The following is a 20,034-nucleotide window of genomic DNA, read 5'->3' on the forward strand; positions in this document are numbered from 1 at the left end:
GCGTCACGGACCCGGGTCCTCGGCGAACTCCGGTGCGCGGTCCAGTTCGCGCAGCGACGGCAGCCGGCAGGCGATGAGGCCGATCAGCAGGATCGGCACCGCCAGCACCAGGAACGTGACCTTCAGGCCGGCCGCGTCGGTCAGCGGACCGGCGACCAGCAGGCCGACCGGGCCGGCCGCGTAGGTCAACCCGGTCATCACGCCGACCACTCGGCCGCGCAGCCGGTGCGGGGCCCGGGTCTGCATCATGTAGTTGTAGATCGGCTGGATCGGTCCGTAGACCAAGCCGGTGATGGCGCACAGCACCAGGATCACGGGTAGCGGCGGGAGGAACGCCACCCCGACCGTCGCCGCGCCGAAGGTGAGGGTCGCCGCCAGCACGGCCGCGCGCCGCCGCAGCCGGTTCGACAGTGCGGCATAGCCGATCGCGCCCGCCACGCCGCCGAATCCGATCGCCATCAACGCCCAGCCCAGCTGCGCGGGTTGGTGCTGGTCGGAGAAGTATTTGGGAAAAAGCACGCTTTCCATCGGCAGGTACAGCGCGGTGACGGTCAGGTCGATCAGGCCCAGGGTCCGCAACACCCGCAGGTTCCAGACGAAGCGCAGGCCTTCGGCGATGCCGGACAGCCACCCCTCTGGGCGCGTCTCGTGCGCCGGTTTGCCGGCACCCTCGAGCCGCAGCGACCCGATGGTCAGGATGGACAAGCCGAATAACCCCGCGGTCACCCACATCGTGTTGATGCCGCCGACCGTGGCGATCATCAGGCCGCCGATGCCCGGGCCCACGATGAATCCCAGATTCAGGATCGCCTCGTAGACGCTGTTGGTGCGGGCCAGCGACCAGCCCGCGCGGGCGGCGGCCTCGGGCAGCATCGACTCGCGCGCGGTCGCGCCGGCCGGGTCGAACGCGGCCGCGAAGAAGGCCAGGACGGCCAGCACCGCCAGGTTCAGCGCGTCCGCGCCGAGCCACCAGGCGATCAGCGGCACGGCGGTCACCGCGGTCGCGGAGAGCGAATCGGAGACGAGCGACACGCGCCGGCGCCCGAAGGAATCGACCGCGGCGCCGGCGACCAGGGTGGACAACACCAGCGGCAGCGTCATGGCCAGGGCGACGGCCGAGGCGTCGCGCGCGCTGTCGTGGTGCTGCAACGCCAGCCACGGGAACGCGACGATGGAGATGCCGCTACCCGCGGTCGCCGTCAACGTGGCGAACAGGATCAGGAACGCTGGGCCGCCGGTTTTCATGGGAATATCGCCGCTGAATGTATGCCATAGCCCTGTTTGCGGCGACCGATTATTTGCTCTCGTGCAGGATGTTCATGTGCTCGCCCACCCACGTACCGGCCAGGTGTTCGGCTCACCGGTGGGTGCCGGCACCGGATGGCCGGGCGATCCGGCCACACCGCAGACCCCGGTGGCGGTCGACGCCGCCGCGGTCGCCGAGCTCGCCGAGCACGCCGGCTCGATTCCCGAAATCGACGCTCTGGTCAGCGTCTGCCGGGCGTGCCCGCGGTTGGTCGAGTGGCGCGAGGACGTCGCGGTCGTCAAACGCCGAGCCTTTGCCGATCAACCGTATTGGGGCCGGCCGGTGCCCAGCTGGGGGTCGGCGCGGCCCCGGTTGTTGATCGTGGGGTTGGCGCCCGCCGCCCACGGCGCCAACCGCACGGGGCGGATGTTCACCGGCGACCGCTCGGGTGACCAGTTGTACGCGGCGCTGTACCGGGCCGGGCTGGTGAACCAACCGACCAGCGTCGACGCCGCGGATGGCTTGCGGACCAAGCAGATTCGCATCGTCGCGCCGGTGCGGTGCGCACCTCCCGCGAACGCCCCGACGCCGCAGGAGCGCGACACCTGCTGGCCCTGGCTGCAGGCCGAATGGCGGTTGGTCTCCCAAGATGTTCGGGTGGTCGTGGCCCTGGGCGGATTCGGCTGGCAGATCGCGCTGCGGCTGCCGGGCGCCACGACCGGGCGCAAGCCCCGCTTCGGCCACGGCGTCGTCGCCGACCTGGCGCCCGGGGTGCGGCTGCTCGGCTGCTACCACCCGAGCCAGCAAAACATGTTCACCGGTAGGTTGACACCAGCAATGCTCGACGACGTCTTCCGCGACGCTAAAGAACTGGCAGGAATCAAGTGACCGAAGTTCTGGTATCGGGCGCCAGCGTGGCGGGTACGGCGGCCGCGTTTTGGCTTGGGCGGCATGGCTTTTCGGTGACCGTGGTCGAGCGCCATCCGGGGACGCGCCCGGGCGGCCAGGCCATCGACGTGCGGGGGCCGGCGCTGACGGTGCTCGAACGGATGGGCTTATTGGGTGCAGCCCAGAAGCGCAGAACGCAAATCCGGGGCTCGTCCGTCGTCGACCGGGACGGCAACGAGTTGTCCCGCGACACCGAATCGACGCCCACCGGCGGGCCCATCGACAGCCCCAACATCGAGCTGTTGCGCGACGACTTGGTCGAATTGCTCTACGGCGCAAGCCAATGGACGGCCGAATACCTCTTCGACGACACCATCACCGCGCTGGACGACGACGGGTCGGCGGTCCGGGTGACCTTCGAGCGCGCCGCGCCGCGCAGTTTCGACCTCGTCATCGGCGCCGACGGATTGCACTCCACCGTGCGGCGTTTGGTCTTCGGGCCGGAGGACGACTTCATCGACAGGCTGGGCACACACGCGGCGATCTTCACCGTGCCCAATTTTCTGGACCTCGACTACTGGCAGATGTGGCACTACGGCGACTCCACCATGGCCGGGGTCTACAGCGCGCGCAACAACGCCGAGGCGCGGGCCATGTTGGGTTTCATGGACACCGAGCTGCGCATCGACTATCGCGACACCGAGGCCCAATTCGCCGAGTTGGAGCGGCGGATGGCCGGCGACGGCTGGGTCCGCCCGCAACTGCTGGAGTACATGCGCGGCGCGTCGGACTTCTACTTCGACGAGATGTCACAGATCAAGATGGATCGCTGGGCGCGGGGCAGGGTGGCGCTGGTCGGCGACGCCGCATACTGCTGCTCGCCCTTGTCGGGCCAGGGCACCAGTGTCGCGCTGCTGGGTGCCTACATCCTGGCCGGCGAGCTCAAGGCGGCCGCCGAGGGCGAGGCGGTCGATTACGAAGCGGGCTTCGCCAACTACCACCGCGAGTTCAGCGACTACGTCAAGCGCAACCAGTGGCTGGTGGTGGACAACATTCCGGGCGGTGCGCCGATCCCCCAAGAGGTGTTCGACCGCATCGTCGCCTCGATCACCCTCAAGGAGTACTGAGCCGCGCGGGAACGTTTGCCGGCCCGCACGCGTTGACGCCATCGTGCGTCTTTCCGTCCTCGACCTCATCCCGGTGCGCAGCGACCAGACCACCGGCGACGCGCTGGCGGCCACCGTCGCGCTGGCCCAGGCCGCGGATCGGCTGGGCTTCACGCGTTACTGGGTCGCCGAACACCACAACATGCCGTCGGTGGGTGCCACCAGCCCACCGGTGGTGCTCGCCTACCTGGCCGCGCAGACCTCGCAGCTTCGCCTCGGCTCGGGTGGCGTGATGCTGCCCAATCACGCGCCCCTGGCGGTGGCCGAGCAGTTCGCGCTGCTGGAAGCCGCCGCCCCCGGCCGCATCGACCTCGGCATCGGCCGCGCACCCGGCTCGGACCCGGTGACGTCTTACGCGCTGCGCGGCGGACGCGACGATCGTGACATCGAGAACTTCCCCGAGTACCTCGACGACGTGGCGGCGCTGATGAGCGCCCGAGGCGTGCGGGTTCCCTTGCGCTCCGGTGATTACACCCTCAAGGCCACCCCGGCAGCGGCGGGCGAGCCGCGGCTGTGGCTGTTGGGCTCGTCGATGTATTCGGCACATCTGGCCGCCGCCAAGGGGCTGCCGTATGTGTTCGCACATCACTTCTCCGGCAACGGAACCGAAGAGGCGCTCGAGGTCTACCGTTCGCGATTCAAGCCCAGCGAGCTGACCGCCGAGCCGCTGACCTTCTTGACGGTCAACGCCGCGGTTGCCGAAACACGCGAAGAGGCAACGGCTTTGATGCTGCCCAACCTGCAGATGATGGCCCGGTTGCGAACCGGGCAGCCGCTCGGGCCGGTTCCGCTGGTCGAGGAGGCCGCGGTCGCCGAGCTGACCGGCCAGCAGCAGCGGATCGTGGAGAGCGGATTGCGGCGCGCCGTCCTGGGAGCACCGGCGGAGGCCGCCGAACAGATCCGGGCACTGGCCGACCGGTTCGGGGTCGACGAAGTCATGGTCAACCCGGTGGCCTCGGCCCGCCGCGGCACCGATTCCGACACCGCACCGGCGCGGGTCGCGACGCTCGAGCTGTTGGCCAAAGAGCTGTTCTGAAGCCTCGAGCGGTCACGCTCAACCGTTGGACTGGCTCGGGTGGGGGTTCGGTGCGTGGTTGGCGATCCAGTCCCGCAGCTCATCCGGCGGCAACGGCGGGGTGTGCACGAAGCCCTGGGTGATGGTGCAGCCGTACCGGCGCAGGGCGTTCAGCGTGGCCTCGTTCTCGACCCCCTCGGCCACCAGGTCGGCGCCCAGGTTGGATGCCAGCGCCACCGTCGAGCGCACGATGGCGACCGACCGCGCGTCGTGCGCCAAGCGCGATACGAAAATCCGGTCGAGCTTCAGCTCGTCGACCGAAACCTCTTGCAGCCGAGCTAAAGACGACCAACCGGTACCGTAATCGTCGAGCGAGATCCGGATTCCCAGGCCCTGCAGCGCGGCGACGGTGTTGCGGGAACGCACGGAATCGACAAGTGCGCTCTCGGTGATCTCGAGGATGAGCGCCTCGGCGGGCAGGTCGTAACTGGCGAGGAGTCGCTCGACGGTGCCGACGAGTTCGATGTCCAGCAGATTGGTCGTCGACAGGTTCACCGCGACCGTGAGCGGCATGCCTTGCTCACGCCAGGACCGGACCTGGGCGAGAGCCATGCCGAGGACCCGATTGGAGATCTTGCGCATCAGCCCGGCGCCCTCGGCGACGGACAGGAACTCCTCGGGCAGCAGCGTCCCGCGGCGGGGATGCTGCCAGCGCAGCACCGCCTCGACGCTGTGGACGCTGCCGTCTCGGCCGTCGATCTTGGGTTGGTAGTGCAAGCGCAGCTCGTCGGTATCGAACAATGCCGAGCGCAGTTCCTCGATGAGGTTGGGGTCGTTGTGGCGACAAACGTCCAACGACGAGTCGTAGACCGCGATCTTCGTGCCCGATGATTTGGCATGCGCCATGGTGGTTTCCGCGCAGTTCAGCAGATCCTGCGGATGGTCGCAGTGGTCGGGGCTTAGCGCGATCGCGACGCGGGCTTCGACCTGCACGGTGACCGGATCCAGCGCGATCGGCTCACCCAGTGCTTCGAGCAGCCTTCCCGCCGAGGCGCTGGCCGCGGTGAGGTTGGCCCCATCCGAGAGGAGGACGGCGAATTGGTCATCGCCCACCCGGGCCAGCAGGTCGTCGCGGCGCACGCTGCCGGACAACCGATTTGCGATGTGGCACAGCAGTTCATCACCGAATTGCCTGCCAATCGAGTCGGTGATCTCGTGAAAATCAATCAGGCTCAACAGCAATAAGGCCCGACGTGGCTGCGCTCTGTTCGGCATCGACGCGGTCCTCGGCGACGCCGAGGCGGTTAACTTCGTCAAGGCCGCTGTCATCGAGCGCCTGTTCGGCAAGGCCGTCAACTCGTCGGTCGTGGCGTGCTCGTCGCCCACCTCGAGCAGGCTCGCATCCCGGAAGGTCAGCGCGAACCGGCCCGCCCCCACCACCAGACTCAGCGCCGCCAGTGTCGCGGCGGTCCGCGAATGGTATGCCACGACAATGACGCCCAGCGCCACGACGGCGGACGCCACCGGGGTGGCGTAGGGCCCGATGCGGCCACGGGTTGGTGGCGTGGCCGACGACGATCTGGCCCAACTTGCCATCGCGATGAGCAACGACGACGCGGCCCAGCAGGCGTCCAGCAGGGAACCGGCCCGATACAAGCCGGCGGACGTCTCGAACAGATACGCCGCGTCCGCGAACGCGAAGAGGACCAATCCGGCCACCAGCAGTGCCCACCGAATCTCGTTGCGCCAGCCAAGGATTGGCAACATTCCTGCGGCCAGCGCCAGCAGAACCAGATCGCTCCACGGATAGACAAGGCCGACCCATACCGTTGCCGGGGCGCGTACCGCGGCCGCGCGGATCGGTCCCGTCATCAGCGCCGCGGCCACCGCCCCCAACGTCAGGGCGCAGATGACCGAGTCGAACTGAATCGCGATCGGCAGCCGTTTGAGCCGTGCCCGCATGAGCAGCAGCAGCCCGGCGTAGACGAAAGGGTAGTACGCGAGATACTCCGGATCGGCGACGGACGGGGATCGGCCGCTGGGCACCCACACGGCATAGACGACATCGCCCACGGCCGAGCACGCCATGCCGGCGGCGATCAAAGCCCAGGCCAACCGGTCAGCCGAAACGCCGTATGCGCGAAGGGCAATCAGTCCTGCCGCAACCACGGTCAGCGCCGTGTAGAGGGCCGCGGCGGAGAAGATGCCGTGCCCGGCATCGGGGCGGACGGCACTGGACACGGTGAAGGCGACCACTCCGATCGTCAGCAGCGCGAAGGCGGTCCGGACGCCCCGCGGGGGCCGGCGCTCAGCGTCGAGCGCATCCTCGGATGGGGGCGGTGCGGCGGTCGCGACCTCGGCGACGGGTCGGGAGTTCCGTGGCATCCCGCCGTCACCGTCAAGAGCGCGGGCCGCAACCGCGGATCGGATCGAACTCGGCGCCGCGGAGAACGCGTAGGGCAGCGGCAGGTCGGGCATGAAGCTGCGAATGCATTGGCCGCCTTCGCGTTTGGCGGCGTACATGGCCAAGTCGGCGTGTCTGAGCAGCTGATCGACCGTGCAATTGGCCGCGCCGGTGGCCACCGTGAATCCGATGCTGGGCCGCACCGTGATCGGAATGCCTTCGATCAGAATCGCTTCGGTGAAGGCGTCGAGAATGCGATGCGCGGCCGCCTGCGATTCTTCGACGGAAGCTTCGATGAGCGCGGCGAATTCGTCGCCGCCGAGCCGCGCGATGGTGCCCTGTTCCCCCAGCGCGGCGGTGAGCCTGCCGGCTACCCGGACCAGCAGTTCGTCGCCGGCGGGATGGCCCAGGGCGTCGTTGACCGATTTGAAGTTGTCGAGGTCCAGACACAGCACCGCGATCGGCGTGCCGTCGGGACGGCGACGCGCGATCGCCTGGTCCAGCCGGTGCAGGAACAGCGCCCGGTTGGCCAGACCGGTCAGGTGGTCGCGGAAGGCCTCCCGCGCGACCTCGGACAACAGATTCTGGTTTTCGACCAGGACGACGAATTGCCGGGCCAAGACGGCGGCCACCAGGATGCCCAGGGCCGCCAGCATGGGTCCGTTTATCGCATCGCCCGCAGCGTGCGCCCAACCCACCGTCGCGGCCAGGATCAGCGGTAGGTAGGGCAGCCACAGCCGGGCGCGGAACTCGATCTCATCCGGTGAGGCCGGCGCGGGGCGCTGGTGCGTGGCACCCACTGCGGCCAGCGCCAGCATCCCCAGCCCCGCCACCCGCATCATGTCCCCGACATCACCGGTGTGATAGCTGCCGATGCCGGCATAGAAGACCAGCATCATGTCGGCAACGCTGATCGTCGCGACACCGGCGGCGACCAGACTCCGGCTCGGCCGGTCGCCCGGGCGCGCCCGCGACAGCATCAGGATCGCCGTCGTCAGCAAGACGATGTCGTTGAAGATCTCCGCCAGCGTCGCCAGCCGGGTGCCCGTCCGCTCCTGCAGCTGCGCTTCGACGACGAACACCCAGGAGATGACGAACAGCGAGGTCGCCACGATGAGGCCGTCGAGCAGCAGCCGCCGGGGGCTGTTGCGCGACAGCTGGGACAGCAGCATCAGCGACACCATGGTGCCGAACGGCCACAACAGCAGCACGATCTCCGACGCCGCCGGATGGGCGGCGTGCTCGACCTCGGGTCGCACGTCATAGACCGCCCAGATGATCTCGCCCACCGCCCAGCCGAGCTGGGCCGTCACCAGCGCCAGCCACCCGTAACGCTGGCGCCCGGACGTGTGATGGGCCGCGCGGCCTGCGCATCCCGCGCCGATCACCAGACAAGCTGCGGTGACGAACTCGTTGACCGGCCGAGTCCCGTACGGGCCATGCAAACCCCGGAACGAGGACAGCAACAGCAGCAATTCGGCGACGCCGTATGCGGCGGCGAGGGTCCAGCCCGCACGCGCGGGCACCCCCGACCGCCGCCACGGATTTACCGCCCAGCGCTTCATCACCGCTCCAGCCAATCCCCTGCTATGTGGCGAAGAAACGAGCGACCTCACCACGAGTTACTGGGCATTAAACCGCTGCCGACGTTCGCGAAGTGCGGCTTTAGCCAGGTTGGGGCAGCGTGGAACGGTCGCCGATCGGCTCAATCGGGCTGACTTGCGTCGATGCGGGCCAGCGCGTTGCGCAGAATCTGGCCGGTGGCGTCCCGGTCGGGGTCGCGGCGCAGCAGCATTCCCTTGGCCATCGACAGCTTGTCGCCGTTGCGGCGAGGCAAAACGTGCAGGTGGATATGCAACACGGTCTGGAAAGCCGCGCGACCGTCATTGACGGCGATGTTGGTGGCGTCGGCCAGTTCGGTGGTCCGCGCGGCCCGGGCGATGCGTTGGCCGAGGGTGACCATCCCGGCCAGGGTCTCCGGCGCGGTGTCGGTGAGGTCGACGCTGTGCCGCTTGGGCAGCACAAGCGTGTGGCCGCGGGTGAACGGGCGGATGTCGAGGATGGCCAGGTAGTCGTCGTCGTCGTAGATCCGGATGGCCGGCGCTTCGCCGGCGACGATCGCACAGAACACGCAGGACATGTCGCCCACGGTACTGGTTGCTTCGCCACGGCCACGCCGAGACCAGCCGCGAATCGCGGGATACGCTGCCGCGGTGAACGATCTCGCCTTCGCCGGCGCGGCGGCACAAGCGCGCATGCTGGCCAACGGTGAACTGACCGCGCCCGAGTTGCTCGAGGTCTACCTGGAGCGGATAGCGCGGCTGGACAGCCAGCTGCGGTGCTACCGCGTGGTGCTCGCCGATCAAGCTCGCTATGAGGCCGCCGTGGCGCAGGAGCGCCTGGACGCGGGCGAACGACTGCCGCTGCTCGGCGTGCCGATCGCGATCAAAGACGATGTCGACGTCGCAGGGGAGGTGACGACGTTCGGCAGCGGCGGACATCGGCCGGCCGTCAGCTCCGACGCGGAGGTGGTGCGCCGGTTGCGCGCCGCGGGCGCGGTGATCATCGGCAAGACCAATGTGCCCGAGCTGATGATGATGCCCTACACGGAGTCGATGACCTTCGGCGCCACCCGCAACCCGTGGAATCCCACCCGCACCCCGGGCGGCAGTAGCGGGGGAAGCGCCGCCGCCGTCGCCGCCGGGTTGGCCGCGCTGGCCCTGGGATCCGACGGGGGCGGCTCGATCCGCATCCCGGCGACGTGGTGCGGGCTGTTCGGCCTGAAGCCGCAGCGCGACCGCGTGTCGCTGGAACCGCACGACGACGCCTGGTACGGGCTGAGCGTCAACGGCCCGATCGCGCGGACGGTGCTCGACGCCGCCGTGTTCCTGGATGCCACGTCGACGGTGCCCGGCCCCGAAGGGGAGTTCGTCACGGCGGCGGGTCGCAGTCCCGGCCGGTTGCGAATTGCCTTGAGCACCAAGGTGCCAACCCCGTTGCCGGTCAGGGTGGGCAAGGCGGAGTTGGCGGCGGTCGATCAGGCCGGTGCGCTGCTGCGCGATCTCGGCCATGACGTCATCACGGCCGATCCCGAGTATCCGGCGTCGGCGATGTTCGCCAACTACCTGCCCCGGTATCTGCGCGGTATCTGCGACGACGCGGACGCCCTGGCCCATCCGGAACGTCTCGAGGCGCGCACCCGCAACATCGCCCGAATGGGTTCGTTCTTCTCGGACCGGCGGATGGAGGCCATCCGGGCCAATGAGGGGGCGGTGGTCTCGCGGATCCAGGCGATCTTCGACGACGTCGACGTCGTCGTCACGCCCGGCACCGCGACGGGCCCGTCGCGCATCGGCGCCTATCAACGCCGCGGCGCGGTGTCGACACTGCTGCGGGTCGGTCGATACGTTCCCTACCAACAGATTTGGAACCTGACCGGACAGCCCGCGGCGGTGGTGCCGTGGGACTTCGACGGCGACCGCCTGCCGCTGTCGGTCCAGCTCGTCGGCAGGCCATATGACGAGGCGACGCTGTTGTCGCTGTCGGCGCAGATCGAAGCGGCCCGGCCGTGGGCCCTTCGGCGACCGCCGGTGTCCTGACGGGCGCCTAGCAGCGGTGCGCTCATCGCCTCACATCATGACTGGCCCGCGTTGTAGGTTGACGACGTGCACGACGGAGCCGACCAGGACATCGAGGATCTGCTCGAGGGGCTCGAGGGAACCGCGCGCATGGAACGCGCCGATCTGGTGCGATGGCTGCTCGAGCAGGGCATCACCCCCGAGGAGATCCGGACCACCAATCCGCCCCTGCTGTTGGCCACCCGCCATCTCATCGGCGACGACGGCACCTACGTGTCCACCCGGGAGATCAGCGAGACCCACGGCATCGACCTGGGGCTGTTGCAGCGCGTGCAGCGCGCGATCGGCCTGGTCCGGGTGGACGACCCGGACGCGGTCGTACACATGCGCGCCGACGGCGAAGCCGCCGCCTTCTCCCAGCGATTCGTCGAGCTGGGGCTCGATCCCGAACAGGTGGTTCTCGTGGTTCGGGTGCTGGCCGAAGGCCTGTCGCGGGCCGCGGAAGTCATGCGCTCCACCGCGCTTTCGGCGATCATGCGACCGGGTGCCAGCGAGCTCGAAATCGCCAAGGCGTCAAAGGCTTTGGTGAGCGAGATCGCGCCCATGCTCGGCCCGATGATCGAGCACATGTTGTTCATGCAACTGCGCCACATGATGGAAACCGAGGCGATCAATGCCGCGGAGCGAGCCGCCGGCGAGCCGCTGCCCGGGGCGCGCCAAATCACCGTTGCCTTCGCGGATCTGGTCGGTTTCACCCGCATCGGCGAGGCGGTGTCACCCGAGGAGCTGGGGCATCTGGCCAACCGGCTGGCCAACCTCGCCCGGGACATGACGGTGCCGCCGGTGCGATTCGTCAAGACTATCGGCGACGCGGTGATGTTCGTGTGTCCCGATCCGCTGCCGTTGCTCGACGTCATCGTGAAACTCGTCGAGGCCGTCGACACCGACAACGACTTTCCCCGGCTGCGCGCGGGGGTGGCCTCCGGCATGGCGGTCAGCCGCGCCGGCGACTGGTTCGGCAGCCCCGTCAACGTGGCCAGCCGGGTCACCAACGTGGCGCGCCCGGGCACGGTCCTGGTCGCGGATTCGGTCTGGGACGTCATCGGCGACAGCGGTGAGTTCTCCGGCTCGTTCGCCGGCGCCCGGCGCCTCAAGGGCATCAAGAACGAGGTGAAGCTCTTCCGCGTCCGGCGCGGCGACGGCGACTGATGGCCCGCCGCCCGGGCGAGAGAAACGTGACCGACGCATGGGCAGGCCCGGTGCGACTCTAGGGGGCGTGTGACTACGTCTTATGCGTGTCCTACGCGGCCGGATTCCTACCCCGTGTTCCAGCGCTTCGAATTGGTCGCTTCCCGGGCCTGCTTCGCTAACCAAAATACGCCGACCAACAGCCCGGATCAACGGGTTTTCGCCAGTCGGTCCGAGTCCTCGAGGGCCACTGTCCGGCGTCGCCGCGTCGCCGGCAATCCCGCCCGTCACGGCCGTCGTTTCGCTCCCGGTGAACGGCCATTCCCTTACGCATGCAACGGTGTAATCATGTAATCATGAAGGCTCATCACGCACACAGGCGGTATGGCCGCCCCGGCGGCTGGCAGCAAGCCCAGCAACCTGACGCCAGCGACGCCGCGGAGTGGTTCGCCGGACGTCTCCCGGAGAACTGGTTCGACGGCGACCCGACGGTGGTCGTCGACCGCGAAGAGATCACCGTCATCGGCAAGCTCCCGGAGCCCGAGAGTGCGGAAGGCGAAGCGAGCGAGGCCCGCGCGGCCGGGCGGGCCTCGCGATTCCGCGAAGACACCCGCTCGGAGCGTATGCACATCGCCGACGAAGCGCAGGACCGCTACGGACGCAAGGTTTCGTGGGGCGTCGAGGTCGTCTCCAAGGCGGGCACCGAGCGAATCCTGTTCACGCACATCGCCGTACCGGTCATGACCCGGCTGAAGCAACCCGAACGGCAGGTGCTCGACACGTTGGTGGACGCCGGCGTCGCCCGGTCACGCGCCGACGCCCTCGCCTGGTCGGTCAAGCTGGTCGGTGAGCACGCCGAAGAGTGGCTGGCCAAACTGCGCGGCGCGATGTCGGCGGTCGACGACCTACGCGCGCAGGGCCCCGATCTTCAGTCCTGACGGGGCCGTCGCGCCTCAGCCCTCGGGCTTCTCGCTGTCGATCTTGGCGACGATCTTGTCGGCGATCTGGGCGCCCTGATCGCTGATGCGGTATCCGCAGGCGTTGATGTCGACGACGACGTTGTTGGCCACGCTGAGCGCGCGCTGGCACTCCCAGCCGTCGGCGCCCTCCTGGGTGTCCATCAGCGTGATCTTCGGTGGGCTGCCCTGAAGCTGCGCGAACGTCCACCGATACGTCTTGCTCTTGTTGGTCACGGTCACCGTCTTGCCGGCGCAACCTTTCCACTTCTCCGCCGAGGTCTGCACGAAACTCTTGGCCTTGTCGGTGGAGGGAAACAGCACCACGGCCTGGTTGACCCAGTGGTCGTAGTTATCGCCGGCCTCCGAGGACACCAGTCCGCTGACCGCCGAATAGCCGGTGCCCGCGTAGACCGGATCCTGCGTGGTGTAGAGCGCCCCTTGGCAATCGGGCGCGGACACCGTCACCGAAGAGCTGTCCGTCGACGTGATGGGCTTGCCCGGCTGCATCGACGACGAGCCCATCACTGTGTTGACGTCGGCCGGGCCGAGCAGCAGGCCGCTGAGGCGTTCGGGCCCCAGCGGGGCGGCCTGGGGTGGTTGCGGCTTGGGTCGAACGACAAGCCAGATGCCCACCCCGGTCGCGATCACGACGAGCACCACGGCGACGGCCGCGATGATGGGCCAGATCGAGCGGTGCGGTTTGGGCGGGGGCTGACCCCAGGGCGTTGAGCTGGTGAACTGGGGCGGGGTGCCCCAGTTGGCGTTGCCGCCTTGGTAATACGGCGCACCGGCCGCCGGGATGGGCCCGCTGGTGGGGGTCCAGGCCTGGCCGCCCTGCGACGGTATGGGACCCGAACTCGGGGCCGGCGGCGGGTCGAACGGCGACGGCGGCGGGGTGTTGAACGCGGGCCCGAAGGGCTGCGGGGGCACCGCAGCGGCGCTGGCCGGCGCGCCGGGGTACTCGGCGGTGGGCAGTGCGGCTTCCTGACTGCGGCGCAAGATGGTGGCCGCGCGGTCCTGGTCGGGGTTGCTCAGCGCTTCCCTGGCGGCCAGGGCCAGGTCGCCCGCGCTGGCGTAGCGCTCCTCCGGCTTTTTGGCCATGCCGCGGGCGATCACCGCATCGAAGGCCTTTGGGACGCCCGGGCGCTGCGCGCTGGGCGCGGGAATGGGGTCCATCAGGTGAGCGGAGACCAGCACGCCCGCGCTGTCGGCGCGGTAGGGCGGGGACCCGGTCAAGCACTCGAACAGCACACAGGCCAGCGCGTAGATGTCGGCGCGGTAAGTGACTTCCGCGTCCGAAAACCGTTCCGGCGCCATGTATTTCCAGGTGCCCACCGCGGTGCCGAGCTGTGTCAGCTTCTCGTCGGTGGTGGCGCTGGCGATGCCGAAGTCGACCAGGTAGGCGAAGTCGTCGCGGGTGACCAAGATGTTCTGCGGTTTGATGTCGCGGTGCATCACCCCGGCGGCGTGCGCGGCATCGAGCGCGGACGCGATCTGGGTGATGATGGCGACCGCGCGCGGTGGGGTCAGCGGGCCGAAGCGTTTGAGCACGCTGTCCAGGTCGGTGCCCTCGACCAACCGCATCTCGAGGAACATCTGGCCGTCGATCTCGCCGTAGTCGTGCACCGGCACCACGTGCGGTTCCTGCAAACGACCGGCGGTGCGGGCTTCGCGCTTCAACCGCTCGCGAAACACGGGGTCCCGGCTGAAGCTTTCGGAGAGGAGTTTGACCGCGACCGTCCACTCTTTGACGGTGTGTTCGGCCTCGTAGACCTCACCCATCCCACCGCGGCCCAGCAGCCGCTTGAGGTGGTAGGGGCCAAACATCGACCCCGCCCGTGAGGACTGCTCGTCACTCATTCCTCATCCTTCCAACCCCAACCCCTGGCCTGCCGTTCTCTTTCGAGACCGTGCGGGCAGAGACACGATCGCAACCCGTGACTGAGCAATCATGACGGTAAGCGCGCAGGCGTCCCACCGCACGATAACCGGAACAATTGCCGCGCGTGTCAGCGCGGGTCGGCTCGCCGAGGTCTCAGGTCTCGTCGGCGCTGTCGGCGGGGAGCTGGAAGGTGAATTCGTGGTCGCAGATCCGCACGCGGTCGCCGTCCTGCAGCGTGGCGGCGGCGTGGATGCGTCGATCCTGGACGTGCACGCCGTTCGAGGACCGCAGGTCGTCGATGATGTAGCTGCTTCCGGTGTCGACGATGACGGCATGGTGACGGCTGACTTTGGGGGAGTCGAGCACGATGTCGTTGTCGCTAAGCCGCCCAATGGTTGTCGATCCTTGGAGCGGATAACTGCGCCCCGTCACCTCGTGCAGGTAGGCGACCGCCTTCTTGTCGGTCGGGTAGTGCTCGAGCACGGTGATCGCGACGGCCGCGGTCGTCATGGCGTTTTTCTTCACGTCCAGCGGCTCTTGACGCAGGATCTGGTCGTTGAGGGCGCGCAGATTCTGGCCGGGGTCGATGCCGAGGTCGTCGGCCAGCGATTTCTGCACGCGCCGGTAGGCCGCCAGCGCGTCGGATTGACGGTCGGTGAGGTAGTAGGCGGTCATCAACTGAGCCCACAGCTGCTCGCGGTAGGGATGTTCGGCCGTCAGGGCTTCCAGTTCGGTGATCACGGTAAAGGCACGCCCGCAGGCGATTTCGGCCTCGGCCTGCGCGGTGTGGGCCAGGATCTTCTCCTCGACGAGGGAAGTGGTGAAGGCGTCGACGAACCGAAAACCGTCCAGGTCCTCGAGCACCGGGCCGCGCCATTCGGCCAGGGCCGCCGACAGGTGCTGACTGGCCTGCTCGAATCGGCCGGCGGCCGCGGCCTGCACGCCGGCGTTCTTTTCGGCGATGAACCGGCCGAGATCGCAATGGTCGTTGGAGATGTTGAGCCGGTACCCCGGTGGTGCCGCGACCAGCACCGCGCGCGGGTCGACGCCGGCCCCGGTCAGCAGCTTGCGCAGGTTGGACACGTAGGAGTGGATGCTGGCCCGTGCCCCCGACGGTGGCGACTCGTCCCATAAGGCGGTGATGAGCCGGTCGACGCCGACCGGGTTGTTGCGGTTCATCAGCAGCATGGCCAGCACCGCCCGCTGTTTGGGTGTGCCCAACGGCACCAGGGTGCCGCCAACGCTCATCTCCAACGGTCCGAGCAGACCGAATTGAAGATCGTCGTCCGCCATCCCGCCTACCAGCCTTTCCGCGTCCGCGGCGTCGGATGTCCTGAGCTCACCATTGTGATTGTGACGGCAAGCCGGCAGATTCGTTACGAATCCCGACAAACCGGCCAGCTCCGGCGGCATGTCGTCCCAACTATCAGCCCGCAACGGCACTCGGCGCGATGCCGGGCCTGAAATGCGTTCGTACCCAGCACGATAATCGGTGCGTCGCACGAATTGACTTGCGCCGTCGTCACATATCGGTCGACGGGCGGGCGCCGGCGGAGTCCGGCGCCCCACGGCTCAGGCGGGCTGACCGGAGAATTGCGGGCAGTAGGCCTGGGTCGCCGCCATGACCACGTGCGCCGCCTGCGGCGGAGTCAGGCTGGTGTGCCGAAAGATCTGGACGGTAACCGCCATCGGCGTGTGGCCTGCGGCCAGTTCGGTGCACACCTGGTGGCCCGTCTGCACGGCGGCCTGGGTCGACGGGAAAGACACGCCGAGGCTTTGCATCTGGCTCAGGAATGCCTCGTCGGCGGTCTGCACTGCGCTGGCGGCGGCGGTGCCGGCGAAGCCAAGGGCGGCGAACCCCACGGCGGCGGTGCCGATTGCGGTGGTGGCCATCTTCGTGATGCGGCGTGAAAACATTGCTGCCACCCCTTTCAGGTGCGTTATTGAGTAGGACGATCCCAGGGTCTCGTTTGTTCCTTGGTGTCTTCTCAATAACTTCTTGGTAGCGATCGCGGGCGCTTATCAATGCGCGCGCCAGACGCGCGGCATTACGCCTGTGTCATCGCGTAATACGCGCCGCGCCGGGCCAGCAGGTCGGCATGATTGCCCTGTTCGACGATCCGGCCGGCCTCGACCACCACGATGCGGTCGGCGTCGCGGATGGTCGAAAGTCGGTGCGCGATAATGAAACTCGTGCGATCGCGGCGCAGCTCGCACATCGCGTGCTGAATGAGGGCCTCGGTGCGGGTATCGACCGAGCTGGTCGCCTCGTCCAGGATCAACAACTGCGGGCGGGCAAGGAACGCGCGCGCGATCGTGATGAGTTGCTTCTCGCCGGCGCTGATGTTGCCTCCGTCACCGCTGATCCGGGTCTGGTAGCCGGCCGGCAACGTCCGGACAAACCGGTCGACGTAGGCGGCCTTGGCGGCTTCGAGCACCTCGTCCTCGCCGGCGTCGGGACGTCCATAGGCGATGTTCTCCGCGATCGTCCCCTCGAAAAGCCAGGTGTCCTGCAGCACCATGCCGATGCGCGACCGCAGCGACCGGCGGTCCAGCGTGCTGATGTCGACACCGTCGAGCAGGATCTGGCCCGCGTCGACGTCGTAGAACCGCATCAGCAGGTTCACCAGCGTGGTTTTGCCCGCTCCGGTCGGTCCGACGATCGCCACCGTGCTGCCCGGTTCGGCCACCATCGACAGGTCTTCGATCACCGGGGTGCCCGGGCGGTACGAGAAGCTCACGTGGGCGAATTCGACGCGCCCACGAGGCTGCGGGGAGGAGTCGGCCGGGACCGGATCCGGCGCTTCCTCGGGTTCGTCGAGCAGCGCGAAGATGCGCTCGGCGCTGGCCACCCCGGACTGCAGGGTGTTGTACATGCCGGCGAGCTGGCTCAGCGGTGAGTTGAACTGCCGCACATATTGAATGAACGCCTGGATATTGCCCAGGGTGATGTGGCCGGTGGCGACCTGCAGGCCGCCCACCACCGCGACGGCGACGTAACCGAGGTTGCCGATGAACGTCGTCGCCGGTGCCACCAGCCCGGAGAGGAATTGAGCGCCGAAGCTGGCCCGGTAGACGTCGTCGTTGAGGGTGCGGAACTGCTCGCGCGCCGCCGCCTGGTGGCCGAACGTCGTGACGACCGTGAAACCGCTGTAGGTCTCCTCGATGTGGGCGTTCAGGCGCCCGATGCTGGTCCACTGCGCGACGAACAGGCGGTGCGAACGTCGCGCGATAGCGCGCGTCGCCAACAGCGACAGCGGCACCGTCAGCACGGTGATCATCACCAGCAGCGGCGAGATGGACAGCATCATCGCCAGCACCGCCACCACGGTCAGAACCGACGTCAGCAGCTGGCTGATCGTCATCGCCAGCGACGATTGGATGTTGTCGACGTCGTTGGTGACCCGGCTCAGCACCTCGCCACGCTGGCGTCGGTCGAAGTAGGACAGCGGCAGCCGATGGATTTTGTCCTCGACATCGGAACGCAGAGCCACCATGGTGCGCTGCACGGTGACGTTGAGCAGCCGGGCCTGCATCCACATCAGCAGCGCGGAAGCGAGATAGAGGGTCAGCGCCAGCGCCAGCGTTCGTGCGACCGCCCCGAAGTCCACGCCCTGCCCCGGCGTCACGTTCATCCCGGACAACAAGTCGGCGAAGGTGTCGGCGCCTCGGCCCCGTGCGGCCGCGACGGCCTGGGTCTTGGTCATTCCGGCGGGCAGCTGGCGCCCGATGACACCGTTGAACAGCAAATCGGTGGCGTGGCCCAGGATTCGCGGGACGACCACCCCGATGGCCGTGCCGGTGACACCCAGCGCGATGACCGCGATGCACAGCTGTCGTTGCGGCGCAAGCCGTTTCACCAGGCGGGCGGCCGAACCCCAGAAGTCACGAGAACGGGTTGCGGGGGCCTGCGGGTTGGCGGCCCGGGTGGCCGCGGGGGTCACGGCGTGCCCCCGACTCGACCGGATCGCACGGCGCCGACGGACTGCGAGTCGGCGAATTCGGCGTAGGCGGTGCAATCGGCCAGCAGCGATTCGTGAGTGCCGGCGCCCACCAGATTGCCGTTGTCGATCACGATCACCTGGTCGGCTGTGGACGCGATCGAAATCCGTTGTGTGACAACGATGACGGTGGCGTCCCGGGCAGCATCCCGGAGCGAGGCACGCACCCGCGCGTCGGTGCGCGCGTCGAGCGCGGCGAAGGAGTCGTCGAACAAATAGATGGCCGGGCGGCGGATGACCGCCCGGGCGATGGCGATTCGCTGCCGCTGCCCGCCGGAGAAATTGACGCCACCTTGGGCCACCCGCATCTGCAACCCGTCATCGTGGGCCCGCACGAAATCGTCGGCGCCGGCCACCCGCAACGCCTCCCACATCTGTTCGTCGGTAAGCACTTGGTGCGGGGCGGCGCCATAGCGCAGGTTGTCCGCGACCGTCCCGGAGAACAGGTAGCCGCGCTGGGGGACCAGTCCGATCGCCGACCACAGCCGCTCGGTCTGGTAATCGCGGACGTCGATGCCGTCGACCGAGACGGACCCGCCGGTCACGTCGTAGAGCCGGCAGATCAGCGACACCAGCGTCGACTTTCCCGAGCCGGTGCTGCCGACGACGGCGGTGGTGGTTCCGGGCAGCGCGGTCAGCGAAATGTCCTGCAGCACAGGGCGGTCGGCGCCCGGATAGGTGAATGTCGCGCCGTCCAGGCGCACCGCTCCGGTGATGGCGCCGCGCGGGGACCGCGGGTTCGGGGGATCGGTGACCGCCGGGCGGGTGGCGAGCACCTCGGTGATCCGCTCGGCGCACACCGAGGCGCGCGGCAACACCACCAGCGTCATCGTCGCCATCAGCACCGCCATCAGGATCTGGGTGAAGTACGCCAGGAAGGCGGTCAGCGAACCGACCTGCATCTGGCCGCGGTCGATGCGCAACCCACCGAACCAGATCAGCGCGACGCTGGACACGTTGATGGTCAGCGTGGTCACCGGCAGCATCAACGCTTGCCAGTTGCCCGCGGTCAGTGCGGTGTTCGACAGGGCGGTGTTGGCGCGGGCGAAGCGGTCACGTTCGAAACCTTCCCGGGCGAACGCGCGGACCACCCGGACGCCGGCCAGCTGGTCGCGCATCACCCGATTGATACCGTCGATCAGGCCTTGCATGCGGCGGAACAGGGGCAGCATGTGCGACATCACCCAGTAGTTGGCCACCGCCATGATCGGCACGCTGACCAGCAGCAGCCACGTCAGCGCGGCCTCCTGGCGGATGGCCATGACAATCCCGCCGAGGCACATGATCGGGGCCGTCACCAGCACGGTGCCGCTGATCTGGACCAGGTACTGGATTTGCCGCACGTCATTGGTGCTGCGCGTGAGCAGCGTCGGCGCTCCGAACCGGGCGGTCTCGCGTTCGGAAAAGGTGGTGACGTGCTCGAACATGGCGGCGCGCAGGTCGCGGCCGAAGCCCATACCGGTGCGCGAGCCGAAATAGATCGCCCCGATCGAGCACAGCACCTGCACCGCGGTGACCCCGAGCATGACCATGCCCAGCCGGACGATCGTGGTGGTGTCGCCCTTGGCGACGCCCTCGTCGATGATGGCGGCGTTGACGGTCGGCAGATATAGCGACGCGAGGTTGCCGATCAGCTGCAGCACCATCAGCACCGCCACCAGCCGTCGGTACGGCTGGATGTACTGGCGCAGCAGTGCCAGGAGCATG

14 protein-coding genes are annotated in these 20,034 nt (G+C 68.3%); 6 read left to right on the top strand and 8 right to left on the bottom strand.

Going from position 1 to position 20,034, the window contains the following annotated elements:
* Positions 1-3: 3 nt before the first annotated feature.
* Positions 4-1,245, bottom strand: coding sequence for a multidrug efflux MFS transporter Tap (tap, locus tag AC5Y5B_RS06075; RefSeq protein ID WP_500004348.1), 1,242 nt, complete (start codon positions 1,243-1,245; stop codon positions 4-6).
* 61 nt (positions 1,246-1,306) lie between these two features.
* On the opposite strand from tap, the gene AC5Y5B_RS06080 reads away from it, so the two are divergent.
* From AC5Y5B_RS06080 to AC5Y5B_RS06090, 3 genes are read left to right on the top strand one after another with little or no spacing between them, the layout of a single operon-like run.
* Complete coding sequence (locus AC5Y5B_RS06080; RefSeq protein ID WP_112634235.1) at positions 1,307-2,134, top strand: uracil-DNA glycosylase; 828 nt, start codon at positions 1,307-1,309, stop codon at positions 2,132-2,134.
* Complete coding sequence (locus tag AC5Y5B_RS06085; protein WP_500004350.1) at positions 2,131-3,261, top strand: FAD-binding protein; 1,131 nt, start codon at positions 2,131-2,133, stop codon at positions 3,259-3,261. The genes AC5Y5B_RS06080 and AC5Y5B_RS06085 overlap by 4 nt, the downstream gene beginning before the upstream one ends.
* Before the next feature lie 43 nt (positions 3,262-3,304).
* On the top strand, positions 3,305-4,336 hold the full coding sequence (locus AC5Y5B_RS06090; RefSeq protein WP_500004352.1) for an LLM class flavin-dependent oxidoreductase: 1,032 nt from the start codon (positions 3,305-3,307) through the stop codon (positions 4,334-4,336).
* Between the two features lie 18 nt (positions 4,337-4,354).
* On the opposite strand, the gene AC5Y5B_RS06095 is transcribed toward AC5Y5B_RS06090, so the two are convergent.
* Positions 4,355-8,284, bottom strand: coding sequence for a diguanylate cyclase domain-containing protein (locus AC5Y5B_RS06095; protein WP_500004758.1), 3,930 nt, complete (start codon positions 8,282-8,284; stop codon positions 4,355-4,357).
* 140 nt (positions 8,285-8,424) lie between these two features.
* Positions 8,425-8,859: an HIT family protein gene (locus AC5Y5B_RS06100; protein WP_112634231.1), complete on the bottom strand. Its 435-nt coding sequence runs from the start codon at positions 8,857-8,859 to the stop codon at positions 8,425-8,427.
* A 73-nt stretch (positions 8,860-8,932) separates the two neighbouring features.
* Here AC5Y5B_RS06100 and AC5Y5B_RS06105 point away from each other — a divergent pair, with 73 nt between their 5' ends.
* From AC5Y5B_RS06105 to abmR, 3 genes are all read left to right on the top strand, one after another.
* Positions 8,933-10,318, top strand: coding sequence for an amidase (locus AC5Y5B_RS06105; protein ID WP_500004354.1), 1,386 nt, complete (start codon positions 8,933-8,935; stop codon positions 10,316-10,318).
* 66 nt (positions 10,319-10,384) lie between these two features.
* Complete coding sequence (locus AC5Y5B_RS06110; protein WP_112634229.1) at positions 10,385-11,506, top strand: adenylate/guanylate cyclase domain-containing protein; 1,122 nt, start codon at positions 10,385-10,387, stop codon at positions 11,504-11,506.
* A 335-nt stretch (positions 11,507-11,841) separates the two neighbouring features.
* Complete coding sequence (abmR, locus tag AC5Y5B_RS06115) at positions 11,842-12,423, top strand: ATP-binding transcription factor AbmR (RefSeq protein ID WP_112634228.1); 582 nt, start codon at positions 11,842-11,844, stop codon at positions 12,421-12,423.
* 15 nt (positions 12,424-12,438) lie between these two features.
* Here abmR and AC5Y5B_RS06120 read toward each other — a convergent pair whose 3' ends face one another.
* The 5 genes from AC5Y5B_RS06120 to AC5Y5B_RS06140 all read right to left on the bottom strand — a co-directional run bounded on the left by AC5Y5B_RS06120 (position 12,439) and on the right by AC5Y5B_RS06140 (position 20,033).
* Complete coding sequence (locus AC5Y5B_RS06120) at positions 12,439-14,304, bottom strand: serine/threonine-protein kinase PknH/PknJ (RefSeq protein WP_500004355.1); 1,866 nt, start codon at positions 14,302-14,304, stop codon at positions 12,439-12,441.
* A gap of 175 nt (positions 14,305-14,479) precedes the next feature.
* On the bottom strand, positions 14,480-15,619 hold the full coding sequence (locus AC5Y5B_RS06125) for a BTAD domain-containing putative transcriptional regulator (RefSeq protein ID WP_500004357.1): 1,140 nt from the start codon (positions 15,617-15,619) through the stop codon (positions 14,480-14,482).
* 279 nt (positions 15,620-15,898) lie between these two features.
* The gene (locus AC5Y5B_RS06130; protein WP_112634225.1) at positions 15,899-16,243 is read right to left on the bottom strand and encodes a DUF732 domain-containing protein; all 345 of its coding nucleotides are present in this window, start codon (positions 16,241-16,243) and stop codon (positions 15,899-15,901) included.
* A 131-nt stretch (positions 16,244-16,374) separates the two neighbouring features.
* Positions 16,375-18,270, bottom strand: coding sequence for an ABC transporter ATP-binding protein (locus AC5Y5B_RS06135; protein WP_500004359.1), 1,896 nt, complete (start codon positions 18,268-18,270; stop codon positions 16,375-16,377).
* Positions 18,267-20,033, bottom strand: a complete 1,767-nt coding sequence (locus AC5Y5B_RS06140; protein WP_112634223.1) for an ABC transporter ATP-binding protein — start codon at positions 20,031-20,033, stop codon at positions 18,267-18,269. Before AC5Y5B_RS06140 ends, AC5Y5B_RS06135 begins: the two co-directional genes overlap by 4 nt.
* Position 20,034: the final 1 nt, after the last annotated feature.

Source organism: Mycobacterium sp. NGS33 (assembly GCF_059812885.1).